This window comes from Streptomyces sp. RLA131 (assembly GCF_056270125.1).
Window position 1 is genome coordinate 5,968,107 of sequence record NZ_JBWDOQ010000002.1, and the last position, 18,226, is coordinate 5,986,332.

The window sequence follows — 18,226 nt, forward strand, 5'->3', positions numbered from 1 at the left end:
GGTCAGTGCCATGCGCACCCGAATCCTCGTACTTGGAAAGCGCGTCGGCTGACCCGAGGTCCCTCACCACCTCGTGGAACGCACCGACGCGCTCCCCTCGCTTGCCTTCCGGCACGAGGGGTTTTTTGTTGCCCGGGACTTAGACAAACCACCCTCAAATCTTCGCCAGAGAAGAGATCGCAGATGACCGAGCAGGCCACCGGGGCCCACCACCCGCAGCCGCGGGCCCGCGGCGCCGCGCCGCAGACCGCCTCCGCCCCCGAGCGCGTCACCGGCGCCCAGTCCCTCATCCGCTCCCTGGAGGCGGTCGGCGCCGACACGGTGTTCGGTATCCCGGGCGGTGCGATCCTTCCCGCGTACGACCCGCTGATGGACTCCACCAAGGTCCGTCACGTCCTGGTCCGGCACGAGCAGGGCGCCGGCCACGCGGCCACCGGGTACGCCCAGGCCACCGGCAGGGTCGGCGTCTGCATGGCCACCTCCGGCCCCGGCGCCACCAACCTGGTGACCCCGATCGCCGACGCCCACATGGACTCGGTGCCGCTGGTCGCGATCACCGGCCAGGTCCCCTCCAAGGCGATCGGCACGGACGCCTTCCAGGAGGCGGACATCTGCGGCATCACCATGCCGATCACCAAGCACAACTTCCTGGTGACCGACCCGGACGACATCCCGCGCACCATCGCCGAGGCGTTCCACATCGCCTCCACCGGACGCCCCGGCCCGGTCGTGGTCGACATCGCCAAGGACGCGCTGCAGAACCAGACCACCTTCTCCTGGCCCCCGCAGACCGACCTCCCGGGCTACCGCCCGGTCACCAAGCCGCACGCCAAGCAGATCCGCGAGGCCGCCCGGCTGATCAACGAGGCCAAACGCCCGGTGCTGTACGTCGGCGGCGGCGTCCTGAAGGCCCGCGCCACCACCGAGCTGCGGATCCTCGCCGAGATCACCGGCGCCCCGGTCACCACCACCCTGATGGCGTTGGGCGCCTTCCCCGACAGCCACCCGCAGCACATCGGCATGCCCGGCATGCACGGCCAGGTCTCCGCCGTCGCCGCCCTTCAGCGGGCCGACCTGATCGTGGCGCTCGGCGCCCGCTTCGACGACCGCGTCACCGGCAAGCTGGACAGCTTCGCCCCGTACGCCAAGGTCGTGCACGCCGACATCGACCCGGCTGAGATCGGCAAGAACCGCGCCGCCGACGTGCCGATCGTCGGCGACGCCCGCGAGGTGCTGGCCGACCTGATCGTCGCCGTCCAGGCCGAGCAGGAGGCCGGCCACAAGGGCGAGGCCGCCAAGACCGGATACGCGGACTGGTGGAAGCAGCTCAACAGCTGGCGCGACACCTACCCGCTGGGCTACGACCTCCCCGAGGACGGCAGCCTGTCCCCGCAGCAGGTCATCCAGCGGATCGGCGAGCTGGCCCCGGAGGGCACCCTGTTCGCGGCCGGCGTGGGCCAGCACCAGATGTGGGCCAGCCAGTTCATCAGGTACGAGAAGCCCAACACCTGGTTCAACTCCGGCGGCGCCGGCACCATGGGCTACGCCGTCCCCGCGGCGATGGGCGCCAAGACCGGTATGCCCGACGCGACCGTCTGGGCCATCGACGGCGACGGCTGCTTCCAGATGACCAACCAGGAACTGGTCACCTGCGCGCTGAACAACATCCCGATCAAGGTCGCCATCATCAACAACGGCGCCCTCGGCATGATCCGCCAGTGGCAGTCGCTCTTCTACAACCAGCGCTACTCCAACTCCGTCCTGCACGCCGGTGACACCAACGCCGGCCAGAGCTCCCACCACGGTGCCAGCGCCGCGCCGAACGCCGGCACCCGCATCCCGGACTTCGTCAAGCTGTCCGAGGCCATGGGCTGCGTGGGACTGCGCTGCGAGGACCCCGCCGACCTGGACGCGGTCATCGCCAAGGCCAACTCGATCAACGACCGCCCGGTGGTCGTCGACTTCATCGTCCACGAGGACGCCATGGTGTGGCCGATGGTCGCCGCCGGCACCTCCAACGACGAGATCATGGCGGCCCGCGACGCGCGTCCCGACTTCGGCGACGCGGCCGACGACTGAGCCCACGACCGAGCAGAGGAACGACACCCGACATGTCCAAGCACACCCTCTCCGTCCTGGTCGAGAACAAGCCCGGTGTCCTCGCCCGGATCACGGCCCTGTTCTCCCGGCGCGGATTCAACATCGACTCCCTGGCGGTCGGCACCACCGAGCACCCCGAGATCTCGCGCATCACCATCGTGGTGAACGTGATCGAGGCACTGCCGCTGGAGCAGGTCACCAAGCAGCTCAACAAGCTCGTCAACGTCCTGAAGATCGTCGAACTGGAACCCGGTGCGGCCGTTCAGCGGGAACTCGTTCTGGTGAAGGTGCGGGCCGACAACGAGTCCCGCTCCCAGATCGTGGAGATCGTCCAGCTGTTCCGCGCCAAGACCGTGGACGTCTCGCCGGAGGCCGTCACCATCGAGGCCACCGGCAGCGCCGACAAGCTGGAAGCCATGCTCAAGATGCTGGAGCCCTTCGGTATCAAGGAACTCGTCCAGTCCGGCACCATCGCCATAGGGCGCGGCGCCCGATCCATCACCGACCGCTCGCTGCGCGCGCTCGACCGGTCCGCGTAAGCCCGCGACCGCATAGCGAGACCCCGAAACCTTCATCCGCCCACCGGACGTAACCTGTGGGCAACCCGCCAGATCCAAGGAGAGACCCCAAAGTGGCCGAGCTGTTCTACGACGACGACGCCGACCTTTCGATCATCCAGGGCCGCAAGGTCGCGGTCATCGGCTACGGCAGCCAGGGCCACGCCCACGCGCTGTCGCTGCGCGACTCGGGCGTCGACGTCCGTGTCGGCCTGCAGGAGGGCTCGAAGTCCAAGGCCAAGGCCGAGGAGCAGGGCCTGCGCGTCGTCTCCGTCGCCGAGGCCGCGGCCGAGGCCGACGTCATCATGATCCTCACCCCGGACCCGATCCAGGCCCGTGTCTACGAGGAGTCCATCAAGGGCAACCTCAAGGACGGCGACGCGCTGTTCTTCGGCCACGGCCTGAACATCCGCTACGGCTTCATCAAGCCCCCGGCCGGCGTCGACGTCGCCCTGGTCGCCCCCAAGGGCCCGGGCCACCTGGTCCGCCGCCAGTACGAAGAGGGCCGCGGCGTCCCCTGCATCGCCGGTGTCGAGCAGGACGCGACCGGCAACGCCTTCGCGCTCGCGCTCTCTTACGCCAAGGGCATCGGCGGCACCCGCGCCGGCGTCATCAAGACCACCTTCACCGAGGAGACCGAGACCGACCTCTTCGGTGAGCAGGCCGTGCTCTGCGGCGGCACCGCCGCCCTGGTCAAGGCCGGTTTCGAGACCCTGACCGAGGCCGGCTACCAGCCGGAGATCGCGTACTTCGAGTGCCTCCACGAGCTCAAGCTCATCGTGGACCTCATGTACGAGGGCGGCCTGGAGAAGATGCGCTGGTCGATCTCCGAGACCGCCGAGTGGGGCGACTACATCACCGGCCCCCGCATCATCACGGACCAGACCAAGGCCGAGATGAAGAAGATCCTCGCCGAGATCCAGGACGGCACCTTCGCCAACAACTGGATCGCCGAGTACAACGCCGGCCTGCCCCGGTACAACGAGTACAAGAAGGCCGACGAGAACCACCTGCTGGAGACCACCGGCCGCAAGCTCCGCAAGCTGATGAGCTGGGTCGACGAGGAGGCGTGAGCCCCCACGCCGGGGCCCGGGGCACCGCCCCCCGGCCCCGGCGGTCCGCGCCCCCCGGACGCCACGGCACAAGCGAGGCTTTGTCCAGGGCGTACACCCTTACGAGGGTGATCCTTCCAGGAAGGCGCAGGACGCCGTCCGGCGCGCCGATACACTCCATCAACAAGCGCGTCAGGCTCACAGCGTCGTGCGTCTTCCACGCGGCATGCCATCCCTCTCCACCGCCTTCGGCCGTCGGGACGCGGCCGTCGGCCAGGGACTAGTGAGGACTCACGTGAGCAACCCCGTCGTACTCATCGCTGAAGAGCTGTCGCCTGCGACCGTCGACGCCCTTGGACCGGATTTCGAGATCCGGCACTGCAACGGCGCCGACCGAGCCGAGCTTCTGTCCGCGATCACCGATGTCGACGCCATCCTGGTGCGCAGCGCCACCAAGGTCGACGCGGAGGCCATCGCCGCCGCACCGAAACTGAAGGTCGTCGCCCGCGCGGGCGTCGGTCTGGACAACGTCGACGTGGCCGCCGCCACCAAGGCCGGCGTGATGGTCGTGAACGCCCCGACCTCCAACATCGTCACCGCCGCCGAGCTGGCCTGCGGTCTGCTGATCTCCGTCGCCCGCAACATCGCGCCCGCCAACGCCGCGCTCAAGCAGGGCGAGTGGAAGCGCAACAAGTACACCGGCGTGGAGCTGGCCGAGAAGACCCTCGGCGTCGTCGGCCTCGGCCGGATCGGCGCGCTGGTCGCCCAGCGCATGTCGGGCTTCGGCATGACGATCGTCGCGTACGACCCCTACATCCAGCCCGCGCGCGCCGCGCAGATGGGCGTGAAGGTGGTCTCCCTCGACGAGCTGCTGGAGATCTCCGACTTCATCACCGTGCACCTCCCCAAGACCCCCGAGACGGTGGGGCTGATCGGCGAGGACGCGCTGCACAAGGTCAAGCCGTCGGTCCGGATCGTCAACGCCGCGCGCGGCGGGATCGTGGACGAGGAGGCGCTGGCGTCGGCCCTGAAGGAGGGCCGGGTCGCGGGCGCGGGCCTGGACGTCTACGCCAAGGAGCCGTGCACCGACTCCCCGCTGTTCCAGTTCGACAACGTGGTGGCCACCCCGCACCTGGGCGCCTCCACCGACGAGGCGCAGGAGAAGGCCGGTATCGCCGTCGCCCGTTCGGTGCGGCTGGCCCTCGCGGGCGAACTGGTGCCGGACGCGGTCAACGTCCAGGGCGGCGTCATCGCCGAGGACGTCAAGCCGGGTCTGCCGCTCGCCGAGAAGCTGGGGCGGATCTTCACCGCGCTGGCCGGTGAGGTCGCGGCCCGCCTCGACGTCGAGGTCCGCGGCGAGATCACCCAGCACGACGTGAAGGTGCTGGAACTCTCCGCGCTCAAGGGCGTCTTCGAGGACGTCGTCGACGAGACGGTGAGTTACGTCAACGCCCCGCTCTTCGCGCAGGAGCGCGGCGTCGAGGTGCGGCTGACCACCTCCAGCGAGTCCCCGGACCACCGCAACCTGGTCACCGTGCGCGGCACGCTGGCCGACGGCCAGGAGATCGCGGTCTCCGGCACGCTGGCCGGTCCCAAGCACATCCAGAAGGTCGTGGCCGTCGGTGACGACGACGTGGACCTGGTCCTCGCCGACCACATGGCCTTCCTCCGCTACACCGACCGCCCCGGCGTGGTCGGCACCGTCGGCCGGATCCTCGGCGAGGCCGGCATCAACATCGCCGGCATGCAGGTGGCCCGCGCGGTGCCCGGCGGCGAGGCGCTCGTGGCGCTGACCATCGACTCCGCGGTCCCGGCGCAGGTCCTCACCGACATCGCCGAGGAGATCGGGGCGAGCTCCGCCCGCGCGGTCAACCTCGAAGCCTGACCCGACCGCCGACCGCCGACCGCCGACCGCCGACCGCCGACCGCCGACCGCCGACCGCCGACCGCGGACCGCCGGCCGGCGCGACCGGCCGCACAGCGCACACATCAGGCCCCGGGAGGATTCCCGGGGCCTGGTGCGCATGATCGGGGCCGGTTAGGGTTACCCGGTCGGTGATGAGGACGGTGGGGAGACCGGTACGCATGGGGGCGGGACGGACCGCGGAGCACGGCGTCACCACACTCGCACCGGACCGCACCCGGATCCGTAGCCGGACACGAATAGGCCTGAGCACGGTCGCCCTGACCCTGCTCTGCTTCGCCGTCATGCTCGGCGTCGGCCTCCAGCAGTGGTCCGACGCCCGCCTCGGCGGCTTCGACCTCGGCATCTTCGACCAGGCGATCCGCGAGTACGCGCACTTCCACCTGCCGCGCTCACCCATCAAGAACTTCCACCACGAGTTCCCGCCCGGCTTCTCCCTCCTCGGCGACCACTTCTCCCCGGTCCTGGTGCTCCTCGCGCCGCTGTACTGGCTCTGGGACGACCCCCGGATGCTGCTGGTCGCCCAGGCCGCGCTCTTCGCCGCCGGGGTGCCCCTGGTCCGCCGCATCACCGCCCGCTGCTTCGCCGACGCCGCCCCCGAGATCACCCGTACGGCCTCCGCCCTCGCAGCCCTGGTGTACGCGCTGGGCTGGCCGCTGTTCATGGCCTCCCGCGAGGGCTTCCACGAGGTGGCCTTCGCCGTGCCGCTGACCCTGCTGATGCTCGAACGCGGCCAGGCCCGCCGCTACGGCGGGGTGGGCGTCGCGGCCCTGCTGCTGGTGTGCACCAAGGAGGACCTGGGGCTGCTGGTGGCCGCGTACGGCACCGTACTGGCCGTACGCGGATACGGCCGGGAGGACGACCGGCGCGGGGTGTGCACCGGGCTGGCGCTGCTGGCCGCCGGTCCGGCCGCCAGCTGCGCGGCGATCCGCTGGCTGATCCCCGCCATGGGCGGCGAACCGGGGTACTACTGGAACTACGGACGGCTCGGCCCCGACATCGGCTCGGTCGCCGCCCGCCTGCTGACCGACCCGGTCACCTCGTTCTCGCTGGCCGCCGACAACTGGGCCAAGGTCTCCCTGCTGCTGTGGCTGTTCCTGCCGCTGCTGTTCCTGCCGCTGGGCTCCGGTACCGCGCTGTGCGCGCTGCCGCTGCTGGCGGAGCGGCTGTTCTCCGACAACCCCAGCCACTGGTCGATGTCCCACCACTACGACGCCTTCCTGTGGCCCCTGCTGCTGGTCGCCGCCGTCGAGTCGCTGGGCCGGATGTACCGGCTCGCCCCGGTCCGGGCCCGCCAGTGGGCCGCCGTCGCGGTCACCGCCTGCCTCGCCCTGGGCGTGGCCATGGGCGTGGCCCGGCTCGCCGACCCCGCCCACTGGACCCCGAACGCCTCCGAACGGGCACTGGCCGAGGCCGCCACGTACATCCCCGACGGCGTCACCGTCGAGGCCGACAACAGCATCGCCCCGCACCTGACCGCCCGTACCCGCACCGTCATCGCCGACGGCACCCCGCGCGGCGCCGACTACGTCCTGCTCCAGAGCGTGAAACGGACCTTCCCGTTCGGCTCCGCCGCCGAGGAGGGTGCCCGCGTGCCGCTGCTCCTGGCTCACGGTTACGAGAAGCTGTGGGCCCGTGACGGCGTCGTACTGCTGGTCCGCGCCGAGGACCGGGCCATCCCCGGCATGAGCCGGCCGGACGAGAACAGCACACCGGTCAAGGACGTGCCGTGACAGCCGCGCCGACCGGGCCCGGGCCCGCCGCGCCCGCGCGCGCCGCGCCCGCCGCGCCCGCCCGGATCAGACTCACGGCGGCCGGGGCCGCCCTGCTGACGGTCGCCACGGCGCTGGGCATCAGGGCAGGCTGGCACGGCGAGGCCGCCAAGTACGCCGGCGACGCGCTCTACACCGTGCTGCTCCACACCCTGGCCGTACTGGCGGTGCCCCGGGTCCGGCCCCGGACCGCGGCGGCCACCGCGCTGGCGGTCAGCTGGCTGATCGAGTTCCTCCAGCTCACGCCGGTCCCCGCGGAACTGTCCGGGCGCAGCACCCTGGCCCGCCTCGTCCTGGGTTCCACCTTCAACGCCCCCGACCTGCTCTGGTACGCGGTGGGCGCCGCCGCGGCCTGGCTCGCGCACACCGCGGCGCGCCGAGCGGGCAGGGCGGACCTCGACCTGTAGGTTCCACGACTTCGTGCGCACCGGCTGCCCAGGGCGGCCGCGTCGAGCGGGCCGCGGCCGTCGGGGGAGACGAGCCGGTGCGCGCGCGACGGGGGAGGACCCGGGGGCACACGGTCGGATGCGGGAGCAGGCCGGTGCTCGGGACGGGTCCGAGAGTGGTACGCGGTATGACGATGGAGCGGTTCGGGTCGGCGTGCCGCCGTGAGGCGCTCAGTCGCGGTAGGCGGTGACCGCGATCTGGACGAACGAGCGGATCAATGGATTCGTGTCGCTCTCGTTCCATGCCACCACCACACGGCTCGGCGGCATGTCGATCAGCGGCACCACGGTGAGCCCCTGTGCCGGCTCGTGGGCCAGGAGTGTCATGCCGACCGTGCCGTTCCAGAGAACGGCTTGCCGGCATTCCTGGACGGCGCGTACCACCGGCCCCTCGCGAGGTTCTCCGCCGTTCCAGTACGACTGCCAGACCGGATCGGTTCCCTCCGGGAACAGGAACCAGCGGTGGTCGGCCAAATCGGCCAGCTTCAGGCTGTTGCGGCAGGCCAGCGGATCGTCGGCGCGCAGCAGTGCTCCCACCGGGTCGGCGCGCAGCTCGCGCACGGTCAGGCCGGTCTCGTCGAACGGCCCGCGGGTCAGGGCGACGTCGACCAGCCGGGCGTGCAGCCCGCAGGTGGGATCGGTCAGGCCGGTCTCGCGGATGCGGACCCCGACGCGTGGGTGTCGCCGGTGGTACGCGTCGGCCAGCCGGGTTGCGTCCGGGTCGGTGCCGTCACCCAGGATGCCGACGGTGAGAGTCGCGGTGCCGGCCGCCGCGGCCACACGTGCGCGTCCCCGGTCTGCCTGGTCGAGAAGGGCGCGCGCTTCGTCGAGCAGTACCACCCCCACCGCAGTGAGCGCGACCCCGGCGGACGACCGGTCGAACAGCGTGGCGCCGATCTCGGTCTCCAGCTGCTTGATCGCCCGGCTCAGCGGCGGCTGACTCATGTGCAGCCGGGCGGCGGCCCGGCCGAAGTGGAGTTCCTCGGCGACCGCCACGAAATAGCGCAGCGTGCGTAGCTCCATGCCGCAACGATACCTTTACGGTATCGAGGTCACGGGATGGGTCTTGGACAGCCGCAGCTCCCCGGCAGTGCAATCGACGCATGAACGTCGCGTATTGGATCCTTGCCGGCCTGCTCGCCCTCTTCTACCTCTACGGGGGCGGAGTGAAGGTGGTCCGCAGCCGTGAGCAGCTCCGACCGATGATGGCCTGGGTGGACAGCACCCCGATGCCGGCCGTCCGGGCCATCGGGGTGATCGAAGTGCTCGGTGCGTTCGGGCTGATCCTGCCGCCGATGACCGGCATCGCGCCCTGGCTGGCCCTGGCTGCGGCGATTGGGTTCGTGGTCCTGCAGATCGCCGCGACCAGGGTTCACCTGAGCCGCGGAGACCGGCAGATCGCCCTCAACATCGGGCTCATTGTCGCGGGGGCCGTGACCATCTGGCCGGCGACAACATGGCTGTGACTTCAGGCATGACCAGTGACCTGCGAGTTCGCAATACGATCACGAGCCGGCGCTCTTGAGGCGGTGCCAGTAGATCTGTGCGCAGGCCAACGAGGCGAAGGCGCAGTCGAGTTCGCGTCGTCGTTCCCAGCGCACAGCGAGCCCTGTACTGCGGCGACGCCATGGGCACCCTGTGGTTTCGGTGACCCCGCCAGGCTCCGTACCGGCCTCCGCCGGACGGTACGGAGCAGCCGGTACCGGGACGCCGAGAGCCGGATTGCCGCGGACCGCGGAACCTGGAAGGGCTGTAGGGAGAACGGGCCCGGCGGGCCGGGACTCGGCCTCGCAGCGATGCGACCATCGAGGGGGCGCTGGCCATCGTGCGTGACCTTGCCCTCTTCCTTGCCGACGAACGTGGCAAGCCGGACTGGGCACTTGCCGACCTCCAAGACGTCGAAGCCTTCCTCGCTGGTCAGCCCAAGGGCCGACAGCGTCGACTGGTCGTGCTCGGACGATAAGGCAGCCCCCTCCGGCGCCGTCGAACAGATGGCGCCGGGCAGCCAGACCTCCGAGAAGACCGTCGCCGCGGCGACGAGACCCCTCGCCTCCGCCTCAGGTACCGATTCCGCGTACCTGAGGCGGAGGCAGCGCGGGCAATGGATCGGGACAGTGGGAGCGTGCTCGGCCGCACCGTGTCCGATGTGCGGCGGGACGTCATTGCCGATCGCTGCAGAAAGGCTGGCCCCGTCATGTTCGCCACGCAGAGGCGCGAGATCGCACCGCTCTCGTCGGACCGTTCCACGCTGAAAATGGTCGCGGGATGCCTCGGCGCCGGACTCGCGCTGGGTGTCACGACGAACTTGGCGCAGGGCTGGCTGCCGGGCGACTGGAATCAGATCGCCAACTCGGGGGCGGTCTGGTCGGCGGTCGCCTTCGTCGCCGGCGCGCTGCTGGCGCACCGGGGCGTGCGGGTGGCGGTGGCCGGAGGCCTGACCGCGGAGGTGGGCCTGGTCACCGGCTACTACGCGTTCGCCGAATTCGGCCGTGGCGGCATGGGCATGCTGACAACCGGGCTGGTGTGGCTGGTCATGGCGGTCGTGGCCGGACCGCTGTTCGGCGCCGCCGGGGCATGGTGGCGGTGCGGCAGCCTCCGGCGCCGTATCGTGGGGGGCGCCTCAGTGGCCGGAGCGATCGGCGCGATGCCGGCGGAAACCAGACGATGCCGCCCAGTTCGACCAGGTTGAAGAGACCCAGGGCGTCAAGCGGGTCGTCGCCGTCTCGGCGCTCGGCCGCGGTACCCCCATGGCCGAGCACGCCGGATACGTCACCGCCTCGCTCGCCATGGACGACCTGCTGGCCAGCAGCGGCATCGGTTACCGGGCGCTGACAATGCCCTCGTTCATGGAAAACCTGCTGCGCCAGACCGCGCTGCTCAAGAGCCAGGGGATGTTCACCTCGCCCATCACCGGAGAGCGCCGGATGCCCTTCTGCGCCGTCAGGGACATCGCCGAGGTTGCCGCCAACCTCCTGCTCGACGACACCTGGAGCGGCGTCGATGAGGTTCCCGTGCTGGGGGCGGAGGACCTGTCCTTCGACGACATGGCGCAGATCATGTCTGAGGTCCTGCAGCGCCCTGTCCGCTTCCAGCAGGTATCGGGCGCGGACTTCAAGGCCCGGATGATGCAGTTCGGCACGTCCGACGCCATGGCCCAGGGAGCGCTGGACATGGCGTTGGCCAAGGACGCCGGGATGGACAACGCGGTGGCACGCACCGTTCAGGCCAGCACACCCACCAACTTCCGCCAGTGGTGCCAGGACGTACTCAAGCCGGCCGTCCTCGCCTGAGCCCGACGGCGACGAAAGGCGAAACGAACCCATGACCGGACAGCACATGACCACAACCAGCACCGTGCTGAACGAGGACCAGATCCAGGACAAGCTCCAGGACAAGCTCCAGCACTTCGCCGACGGGTTCTGCTTCCAGCGGCGTTCTCCGATCCTGCACGCCCCGTCCGACCAGGGGCTCGACTACGAGGAGGTCACGTTCCCCTCCAGGGACGGAGTGCCGTTGGAGGGCTGGTTCATCCCGGCGTCCGGCTCGGACAAGCCGTCCACCACCTGGTCCCACGCCTGCTCCACATCGGCCTCGGGCACCACACCGGGGCGCCGGTAGCCGGCCAGGAACCGTACGTTCTCCAGCAGGACCGGAACCGCTCCGGACCAGATCTCGTACTCCCAGCCGTGCTGCCTGAACAGCTCACCCGGCCAGGCCAGGGCTTCCACGATCTCCGGGTCCTGCAGCCGGTCCGCCGGTTTGACGTTGACCACCCGCACTGTTCCCGAGCGCATGACCAGCAGGAAGTCAGGGACATGGTGCCGCACCCGGTCACCGATCCGAGCCGCCAGCCAGCACGGCTGGGCGAAGATCCCCTGCACCGCAGGATCAAAATCCGCCAGCAGCAGCCGGGCCAGCTCCAACCGGCTCTCATGGACCACGTGCCCGCCCGTCGTCGCGCACGAGTACTTCCCCGAGTGGTGGGCCATCCCATGTACCGACCGGACATCCCGCCACGGTTTCGACTCCGTGAAGTCCGCCAAACGCAGCCGTTGTACCGGCACCTCACGTACTGAAGCGTCCTCGTACCGGATCGACGCCGTTGGAACCGTGCGTGTACGACGGGTGTCGCCCGCTCTCCGTACTGCCATGCTGGGACGGTACGGAGCGCGAACGGCACGCACTCACGGAAGATCGAAAGAGACCGCTACTGAACGTAGACGCTGTCAACGGAATCGCGGATTTGCTAATCCACTGCTAACGAACTGCCCTCATTGCTAGCGGAGTTGCGGATCCTAGACGGATCCTACAAGGGCCTCAGAGGCGGGCGGCCTTGAGGCCCATGTGCAGCAGCAGCCGGTCCTCGCCGCTGTCCAGGTCGAGTCCGGTGAGCTGCTCGACCCGGGACAGCCGGTAGTACAGCGTCTGGCGGTGGATGCCCAGCTCGGACGCGGTACGCCCGGCCTGCCCCGCGCAGTCGAGGTAGACCTCGGCGGTACGGGCGAGCTCGGCGTGCTGGGGCTCCAGCAGAGGACGTACGGCGGGGTCGGGGGCGGTGGTGAGCGCGGCCAGCAGACGGTAGGGGCCCAGGGTGGACCAGTCGGCGACCGGACCGAGGGCGGGACGGGCACGGGAGGCGCGGGCGGCGGCCTGGGCCTCGTGCCAGGCGTCGGCCAGGCCCTCCAGACCCCGGCGCGGCGCGCCGACCCCGGCGCCCGCCCCCGCCGAGGCCTCCAGCAGCCGGCCGCCGGCGGTGTGCGCGGGGGACAGCACCTCGGGCGACCGCAGCCGGACCAGCGCCGCCAGCGCCGGCCCCTGCGGTACCAGGCACAGGGCCGCAGCCCCCGGCACCGTACGGATCCCCGGCGCCTCGCCCGCCGTCCAGGGCAGCACGCAGACCAGGGCGTGCCACGCCTGCGCGTCGCTGCCCAGCAGCGCGCGCAGCGGGTCGGCGGAGCCGCCGGCCAGCGCGCTGCCCAGCTCACGCCCCAGGTCGCCGCCCGCCCGCACCTCGTCGGCCAGCAGCGCGCCGATCCGCTCGGCCACCTCCATGGCGGCGGCCAGCTGCGCCCCGGTGTGCTCGGCGTCGTCCAGCAGCCATACGTAGCCGTGGACCACGCCCCCGTGGCGTACCGGCAGGCACAGGCGCGGCCGGTGCACCCCGGCGTCGGGCGCGGCGGGGATGCTGACGGGGGCGTCGGCGCGGGTGATGCCGAAGCGCTCGAACCAGGCGCGGACCTCGGCGGTGGAACGCCGGGTGAGGATCGACCGGGTCCGGACCGGGTCCGTGGACGCCTCGCTGAAGGCGGCCTCGCTGTCGTGGGCACCGAAGGCGATCAGCCGGAAGTCGCGGTCCTCCAGGGTCGCCGGGGCATGCAGAAGGGAGGAGACCTCGTCGACGAGTTCCTGATAGTCAGCGCGCACGTCGCCATTGTCTCTCAGACATCTGTATGAGGGACACAACCCGGATGCGTGACAGCTGTCGATGGTCCGGGGGAAGGAGACAACCATAGATTCACGGCGAATCCCGCCGCACCCAGGAGGAGCCCGTGCTGGGTCCCGTGTTGCTCGCCGCCTCGCGCAGCGACCGCATCCGACGCGTCGTCGCCGCCGCGCCGGTCACCCGTCCCGTGGTGAACCGTTTCGTCGCCGGTGACGAGCTGCGCCCCGCCATGGAGAGCGTGCGCGAGCTGACCGTCTCCGGCCTCGACGTCACCCTCGACCACCTCGGCGAGGACGTCACCGACAAGGCCACCGCGACCGCCACCCGCGACGCGTATCTGCGGCTGCTGGAAGCCCTGCGCGACGAGGGACTCGGCACCCGCGCCGAGGTCTCCGTCAAACTGTCGGCGTTCGGCCAGGCGCTGCCGGACGGCGGACATGACATCGCCCTGGAGAACGTCCGCCGGGTCGTGGAACTGGCCGGCGACGTCGGCACCACGGTCACCCTCGACATGGAGGACCACACCACGGCCGACTCCACCCTGGCGATCCTCGCCGAGCTGCGCGAGCGGCACCCCGCCACCGGCGCCGTGCTGCAGTCGTACCTCTTCCGCACCGAGGACGACGCCGCCCGCCTGGCCACCGAGGGCTCCCGGGTCCGCCTGGTGAAGGGCGCCTACAAGGAGCCCGCGAGCGTCGCCCACCAGAGCAAGAAGGACGTCGATCTGGCCTATGTGCGCTGCCTGCGGATCCTGATGGCCGGCGACGGCTATCCGATGATCGGCTCGCACGACCCGCGCCTGATCGCCATCACCCAGGAACTCGCCGGCCGCGGCGGCCGCAAGCAGGGCAGCTACGAGTTCCAGATGCTCTACGGCATCCGCACCGCCGAGCAGCGGCGCCTGGCCGAGGAGGGCGAGCGGGTCCGTATCTACGTTCCCTACGGAGCAGACTGGTACGGGTACTTCATGCGCCGCCTCGCCGAGCGCCCGGCCAACCTGGCCTTCTTCCTGCGGTCGTTCCTCCCCGCGCGCTGACCGCTCGCCGACCACTCGCCGGTCCCTCGCTGATCGCCGGCCGGTCCCTCGCCGATCACTCGCCGATCACACGCTGATTCCCCAAGGAGATCATCCCCATGGACGCTGTGACCCAGGTCCCCGCCCCGGTCAATGAGCCGATCCACTCCTACGCCCCCGGGAGCCAGGAGCGGGCCCGCCTGGAGGCGAAGCTGAAGGAGCTGGCCGGCAACCCCGTCGAGCTGCCCATGACCATCGGCGGCGAGCGCCGGATGGGCGGCGGCGAGCGCTTCGACGTCGTACAGCCGCACAACCACGGCTCGGTGCTGGGCACGTACGCCAACGCCACGCACGACGACGCGCGCGACGCGATCGACGCCGCCCTGGCCGCCGCCCCGGCCTGGCGCGCGCTGTCCTTCGACGACCGCGCCGCGATCATCCTGCGCGCCGCCGAACTGCTGGCCGGCCCCTGGCGCGAGACCATCGCCGCCTCCACCATGCTCGGCCAGTCCAAGACCGCCCAGCAGGCCGAGATCGACAGCCCCTGCGAACTGGTCGACTTCTGGCGCTTCAACGTCCACTTCGCCCGCGGGATCCTCGCCGAGCAGCCCCCGGCCAACTCCCCGGGCGTGTGGAACCGCAGCGACCACCGGCCGCTGGAGGGCTTCGTCTACGCGATCACGCCCTTCAACTTCACCGCCATCGCCGGCAACCTGCCCACCGCGCCCGCTCTGATGGGCAATGTCGTGGTCTGGAAGCCCTCCCCGACCCAGACCCACTCCGCCGTGCTGCTCATGCGGCTGCTGGAGGAGGCCGGGCTGCCCAGGGGCGTCATCAACCTGGTGACCGGTGACGGCGTTGCCGTCTCCGAGGTGGCCCTGGAACACCCGGAGCTGGCCGGCATCCACTTCACCGGCTCGACGCGCACCTTCCAGTACCTGTGGAAGACCGTCGGCAACAACATCGAGAAGTACCGCAACTACCCGCGGATCGTCGGCGAGACCGGCGGCAAGGACTTCGTCTTCGCCCACCCCTCCGCCGACCCGGGCATCCTCAGGACGGCCCTCACCCGTGGCTCCTTCGAGTACCAGGGCCAGAAGTGCTCGGCCTCCTCCCGCGCCTACATCCCGCGCTCCATCTGGGACAACGGCTTCAAGGAGCAGTTCGCCGCCGAGGTCGACGCCATCACCATGGGCGATGTCACCGACCTGTCCAACTTCATCGGCGCCCTCATCGACGAGCGCGCCTTCGCCAAGAACAAGGCCGCCATCGACCGCGCCAAGGCCGACCCGACGGTCGAGGTCGTGGCCGGCGGTACCTACGACGACAGCGTCGGCTGGTTCGTCCGGCCGACCGTGCTGGTCTCCACCGACCCGGAGAACGAGATCTTCCGCGAGGAGTACTTCGGCCCGGTCCTGGGTGTGTACGTCTACGACGACGAGCGGTACGAGGAGACGCTGACCCAGATGGAGTCGGTGTCCAAGTACGCCCTCACCGGCTCGGTCATCGCCCAGGACCGCGCCGCGGCCGCCGACGTGATGGACAAGCTGCGCTACGCCGCCGGCAACTTCTACATCAACGACAAGTCGACCGGCGCCGTGGTGGGTCAGCAGCCCTTCGGCGGCGGCCGCGCCTCGGGCACCAACGACAAGGCGGGTGCCGCCACCAACCTCACCCGCTGGACCTCGACCCGCTCCATCAAGGAGACCCTGGTCCCGCCGACCGACTACCGCTACCCGCACATGGGCTGAGCGCCGCCGCGCCGCCCGAAGCGCGACTGCCCCCGCACCCGGGAGACCGGGTGCGGGGGCAGTCGCGCTGTCGCTCTGCGCAGGCGCGCGTCTCAGATAGTAGGAAGTCCGACTAACTGTGGAGACAGATGCGCCGAGCTGTCCTAGCTTTGTAGAAGCCGAACGTCTCGCTCCACCAGCGATCGGCGGAAGAGAGCCGCGCCATCTGCTCCGGGTCACCCCCGCAGCGCGCTCCCCGCCCCGTTCTGTGGCGACCTGCCCACTCCTGATTCCCCTTGGAGTTGTTCACCATGGACGAGACCGCCCGTAAGAACGCCGCCGAAGCCCTCCAGCGCGCCCTGGACCGCCGCGACAACGGCGGCAGCACAGGGCACGAGGCACGCTGACGAACGGATATGCCATACGGTGTATGAGATACGACGTATGGCATATGTTGTATGGCGTATGTCGTACACCGTATGGCGTATGGCGTGTGACCGTGACGCTTACTTCGCCTTCCGGGCCACCGTGAAGTGGTCGACCCGCTCGCCGCTCTCCGCGAGCGCGGACACCGTGAGCGTCGTGGTGTGCCCGGACACGGCCGGCTGGACCTCGACGGCCAGGAACGAGTAGCCCGTGTAACGGACCCGGGACCACTCCACCGTCTCGGTGGCCTTCACCTGGCCCTTGGTCCAGTGGTAGGTGTCGACGCTGTCCCGGTCCGCGACATGCCCCTCGTAGCTGTCCGGCACCGGGAAGCTGTACAGGCTCCGGCCCGCGCCGCCGGCCGTGACGTAGACGATGCCGTCCCGCTCGGAGTGCACTGTCGTGCCGATCGGGGCCTGCTTGGAGACCGCGCCGCCCTTGATGGCGTCCGTGCGCTCGTACACATGGTTGTGGCCGTTGACCACCAGATCCACGCCGTGCTTCTCGAACAGCGGCACCCACGCCTCCCGCACCCCGCCCTCCGACGCGTGCGAACTGGTGGTCGAGTACGAGCAGTGGTGGAAGAACACCACGATGAAGTCGACCCCGCTGCGCTTGCGCAGCCGGCCCAGCTCCCGGTCCAGCCACGCCGTCTGGCTGCCGCCGCTGATGCCCAGGTTGGCCGGGATCTCGTAGGAGACGTCGTTCGCGTCGAGCGCGACCACGCCCACGTTGCCGTAGGTGAAGGAGTAGACGCCCGGCAGCTTCTCGGGGTCCGGGCCGTTGCCCGGCAGCGTCCAGCGGGCCTCCTGGCCGCCGTAGCCGTTCGGCGAGTACCAGGCCTCCATGTCGTGGTTGCCGACCGCGACCATCCAGGGCACCCGGGAGGCCACCGACTCGGTCTGCGCCAGGAACTGGTCCCACACGCGGGCGTCGTACGTGTCGTCGTTCTTGCCCTGGCCCGAGGAGTCGGCGTAGCAGATGTCGCCGGCGTGCAGATGGAACGACGGGTTCTGCGCGAGGATCAGGCTGTCGTTGGCGAGCGCGTGATAGCTGACGCCCTGGTCGCCGAAGGCGGTGAAGACAAAGCGCTCGTGGTGCGCCGGGGCGGTGGTGAAGGAGCCGACGGTCGCGAAGGCACTGGCGGACGCCGGGTCGAAGCCCTCGTGGCCGACGCCGTAGTAGTACGTCGTGCCCGGGTGCAGCCCGTCGAGGGCGGCGTGCAGGTAGTACTGGGTGACCGCGGGGAGCGCGGAACTGAGCGAGGCCGTGTGCAGTGGACGCACCTCCGCCTCGATCTTGTGGCCCAGCGCCCACGGCTTGAGCCCGACGCGCACGAAGGGCTTCTTCACCGCCAGCGGCACCTGCCAGGAGATGCGGAACTGGGTCTTGGGGTCGGCGCCGAACGCGAGGTGCCGGCCGAAGGGCGCGACCAGCGAGCCGTCCACCCGGCCGGTGGCGGGCGCCGCCAGCGGGCTGCCGGCGAGGGTGGTGTCCGCGTAGGCCGGATAGGCCGAGGAGCCCAGCAGTCCGGCCCCGGCCACCGTCCCGGCCACCGCGGCGCCGCCGCGGATCACCCGGCGGCGCGAGAACTTCGCCCGCAGGTATTCGTGCTGCTCGGCCATGCTCATGCGCTCGGCGAGGCTGTCGTCGATCCCCATGCGTGGTGTGTCCATGAGTGGAAAGTTCCCATCCCGCGTCAACCGTGCGAGGTCGTGCGGGTGAACGCCACCTGACCGGATGTTCAAGTGTCCGTCATGC

General features: G+C 70.4%; 15 protein-coding genes. 11 read left to right on the top strand and 4 right to left on the bottom strand.

Annotation, left to right across the window (positions count from 1 at the left end; translation table 11 throughout):
* The first annotated feature begins 183 nt into the window (after positions 1-183).
* From RWE79_RS27985 to RWE79_RS28010, 6 genes are all read left to right on the top strand, one after another.
* On the top strand, positions 184-2,079 hold the full coding sequence (locus RWE79_RS27985) for an acetolactate synthase large subunit (protein WP_475942839.1): 1,896 nt from the start codon (positions 184-186) through the stop codon (positions 2,077-2,079).
* A gap of 32 nt (positions 2,080-2,111) precedes the next feature.
* On the top strand, positions 2,112-2,639 hold the full coding sequence (gene ilvN / locus RWE79_RS27990; protein WP_475942840.1) for an acetolactate synthase small subunit: 528 nt from the start codon (positions 2,112-2,114) through the stop codon (positions 2,637-2,639).
* Between the two features lie 92 nt (positions 2,640-2,731).
* On the top strand, positions 2,732-3,730 hold the full coding sequence (gene ilvC / locus RWE79_RS27995; protein ID WP_475942841.1) for a ketol-acid reductoisomerase: 999 nt from the start codon (positions 2,732-2,734) through the stop codon (positions 3,728-3,730).
* A gap of 274 nt (positions 3,731-4,004) precedes the next feature.
* Positions 4,005-5,594 carry a phosphoglycerate dehydrogenase gene (gene serA / locus RWE79_RS28000; RefSeq protein WP_475942842.1) on the top strand — a complete coding sequence of 530 codons (1,590 nt, stop codon included), beginning with the start codon at positions 4,005-4,007 and terminating at the stop codon, positions 5,592-5,594.
* 200 nt (positions 5,595-5,794) lie between these two features.
* Positions 5,795-7,366, top strand: a complete 1,572-nt coding sequence (locus tag RWE79_RS28005) for a DUF2079 domain-containing protein (protein WP_475942843.1) — start codon at positions 5,795-5,797, stop codon at positions 7,364-7,366.
* A 65-nt stretch (positions 7,367-7,431) separates the two neighbouring features.
* Positions 7,432-7,812 carry a ribosomal maturation YjgA family protein gene (locus RWE79_RS28010; RefSeq protein WP_475946153.1) on the top strand — a complete coding sequence of 127 codons (381 nt, stop codon included), beginning with the start codon at positions 7,432-7,434 and terminating at the stop codon, positions 7,810-7,812.
* Between the two features lie 210 nt (positions 7,813-8,022).
* Here the strand turns inward: RWE79_RS28010 and RWE79_RS28015 are convergent, their stop codons facing one another.
* Positions 8,023-8,874: a LysR family transcriptional regulator gene (locus tag RWE79_RS28015; protein ID WP_475942844.1), complete on the bottom strand. Its 852-nt coding sequence runs from the start codon at positions 8,872-8,874 to the stop codon at positions 8,023-8,025.
* A gap of 80 nt (positions 8,875-8,954) precedes the next feature.
* Between RWE79_RS28015 and RWE79_RS28020 the strand changes: the two genes are divergently transcribed.
* The 3 genes from RWE79_RS28020 (at position 8,955) to RWE79_RS28030 (ending at position 11,141) form a co-directional block, all read left to right on the top strand.
* On the top strand, positions 8,955-9,317 hold the full coding sequence (locus RWE79_RS28020) for a DoxX family protein (protein ID WP_475942845.1): 363 nt from the start codon (positions 8,955-8,957) through the stop codon (positions 9,315-9,317).
* Positions 9,318-9,973: 656 nt separating this feature from the next.
* Positions 9,974-10,540 carry a DUF6518 family protein gene (locus RWE79_RS28025; protein WP_475942846.1) on the top strand — a complete coding sequence of 189 codons (567 nt, stop codon included), beginning with the start codon at positions 9,974-9,976 and terminating at the stop codon, positions 10,538-10,540.
* Positions 10,541-10,598: 58 nt separating this feature from the next.
* Entirely contained in the window at positions 10,599-11,141 is a 543-nt protein-coding gene (locus RWE79_RS28030; RefSeq protein WP_475942847.1) for an NmrA family NAD(P)-binding protein, read from the top strand.
* Between the two features lie 183 nt (positions 11,142-11,324).
* Here RWE79_RS28030 and RWE79_RS28035 read toward each other — a convergent pair whose 3' ends face one another.
* A complete protein-coding gene (locus RWE79_RS28035; protein ID WP_475942848.1) occupies positions 11,325-11,915 on the bottom strand; it encodes a TnsA-like heteromeric transposase endonuclease subunit in 591 nt (196 codons plus the stop codon).
* Between the two features lie 253 nt (positions 11,916-12,168).
* Complete coding sequence (locus RWE79_RS28040) at positions 12,169-13,275, bottom strand: PucR family transcriptional regulator (RefSeq protein ID WP_475942849.1); 1,107 nt, start codon at positions 13,273-13,275, stop codon at positions 12,169-12,171.
* Positions 13,276-13,400: 125 nt separating this feature from the next.
* Here RWE79_RS28040 and RWE79_RS28045 point away from each other — a divergent pair, with 125 nt between their 5' ends.
* Together RWE79_RS28045 and pruA are read left to right on the top strand one after the other, a co-directional pair.
* On the top strand, positions 13,401-14,330 hold the full coding sequence (locus RWE79_RS28045) for a proline dehydrogenase family protein (RefSeq protein WP_475942850.1): 930 nt from the start codon (positions 13,401-13,403) through the stop codon (positions 14,328-14,330).
* Positions 14,331-14,428: 98 nt separating this feature from the next.
* Positions 14,429-16,060 (top strand): L-glutamate gamma-semialdehyde dehydrogenase, encoded by a 1,632-nt coding sequence (gene pruA / locus RWE79_RS28050; protein WP_475942851.1) that lies wholly within the window; start codon positions 14,429-14,431, stop codon positions 16,058-16,060.
* A 485-nt stretch (positions 16,061-16,545) separates the two neighbouring features.
* Here pruA and RWE79_RS28055 read toward each other — a convergent pair whose 3' ends face one another.
* Positions 16,546-18,141, bottom strand: coding sequence for a purple acid phosphatase family protein (locus tag RWE79_RS28055; RefSeq protein ID WP_475942852.1), 1,596 nt, complete (start codon positions 18,139-18,141; stop codon positions 16,546-16,548).
* Between the last annotated feature and the right edge of the window lie 85 nt (positions 18,142-18,226).

Excerpts from the sequence above, each read along its gene's own strand:
- RWE79_RS27985 (WP_475942839.1), top strand. The coding sequence starts at position 184 with ATGACCGAGCAGGCCACCGGGGCCCACCACCCGCAGCCGCGGGCCCGC.
- ilvN (WP_475942840.1), top strand. The coding sequence starts at position 2,112 with ATGTCCAAGCACACCCTCTCCGTCCTGGTCGAGAACAAGCCCGGTGTC.
- RWE79_RS28005 (WP_475942843.1), top strand. The coding sequence starts at position 5,795 with ATGGGGGCGGGACGGACCGCGGAGCACGGCGTCACCACACTCGCACCG.
- RWE79_RS28015 (WP_475942844.1), bottom strand. The coding sequence starts at position 8,874 with ATGGAGCTACGCACGCTGCGCTATTTCGTGGCGGTCGCCGAGGAACTC.
- RWE79_RS28020 (WP_475942845.1), top strand. The coding sequence starts at position 8,955 with ATGAACGTCGCGTATTGGATCCTTGCCGGCCTGCTCGCCCTCTTCTAC.
- RWE79_RS28030 (WP_475942847.1), top strand. The coding sequence starts at position 10,599 with ATGGCCGAGCACGCCGGATACGTCACCGCCTCGCTCGCCATGGACGAC.
- pruA (WP_475942851.1), top strand. The coding sequence starts at position 14,429 with ATGGACGCTGTGACCCAGGTCCCCGCCCCGGTCAATGAGCCGATCCAC.
- RWE79_RS28055 (WP_475942852.1), bottom strand. The coding sequence starts at position 18,141 with ATGGACACACCACGCATGGGGATCGACGACAGCCTCGCCGAGCGCATG.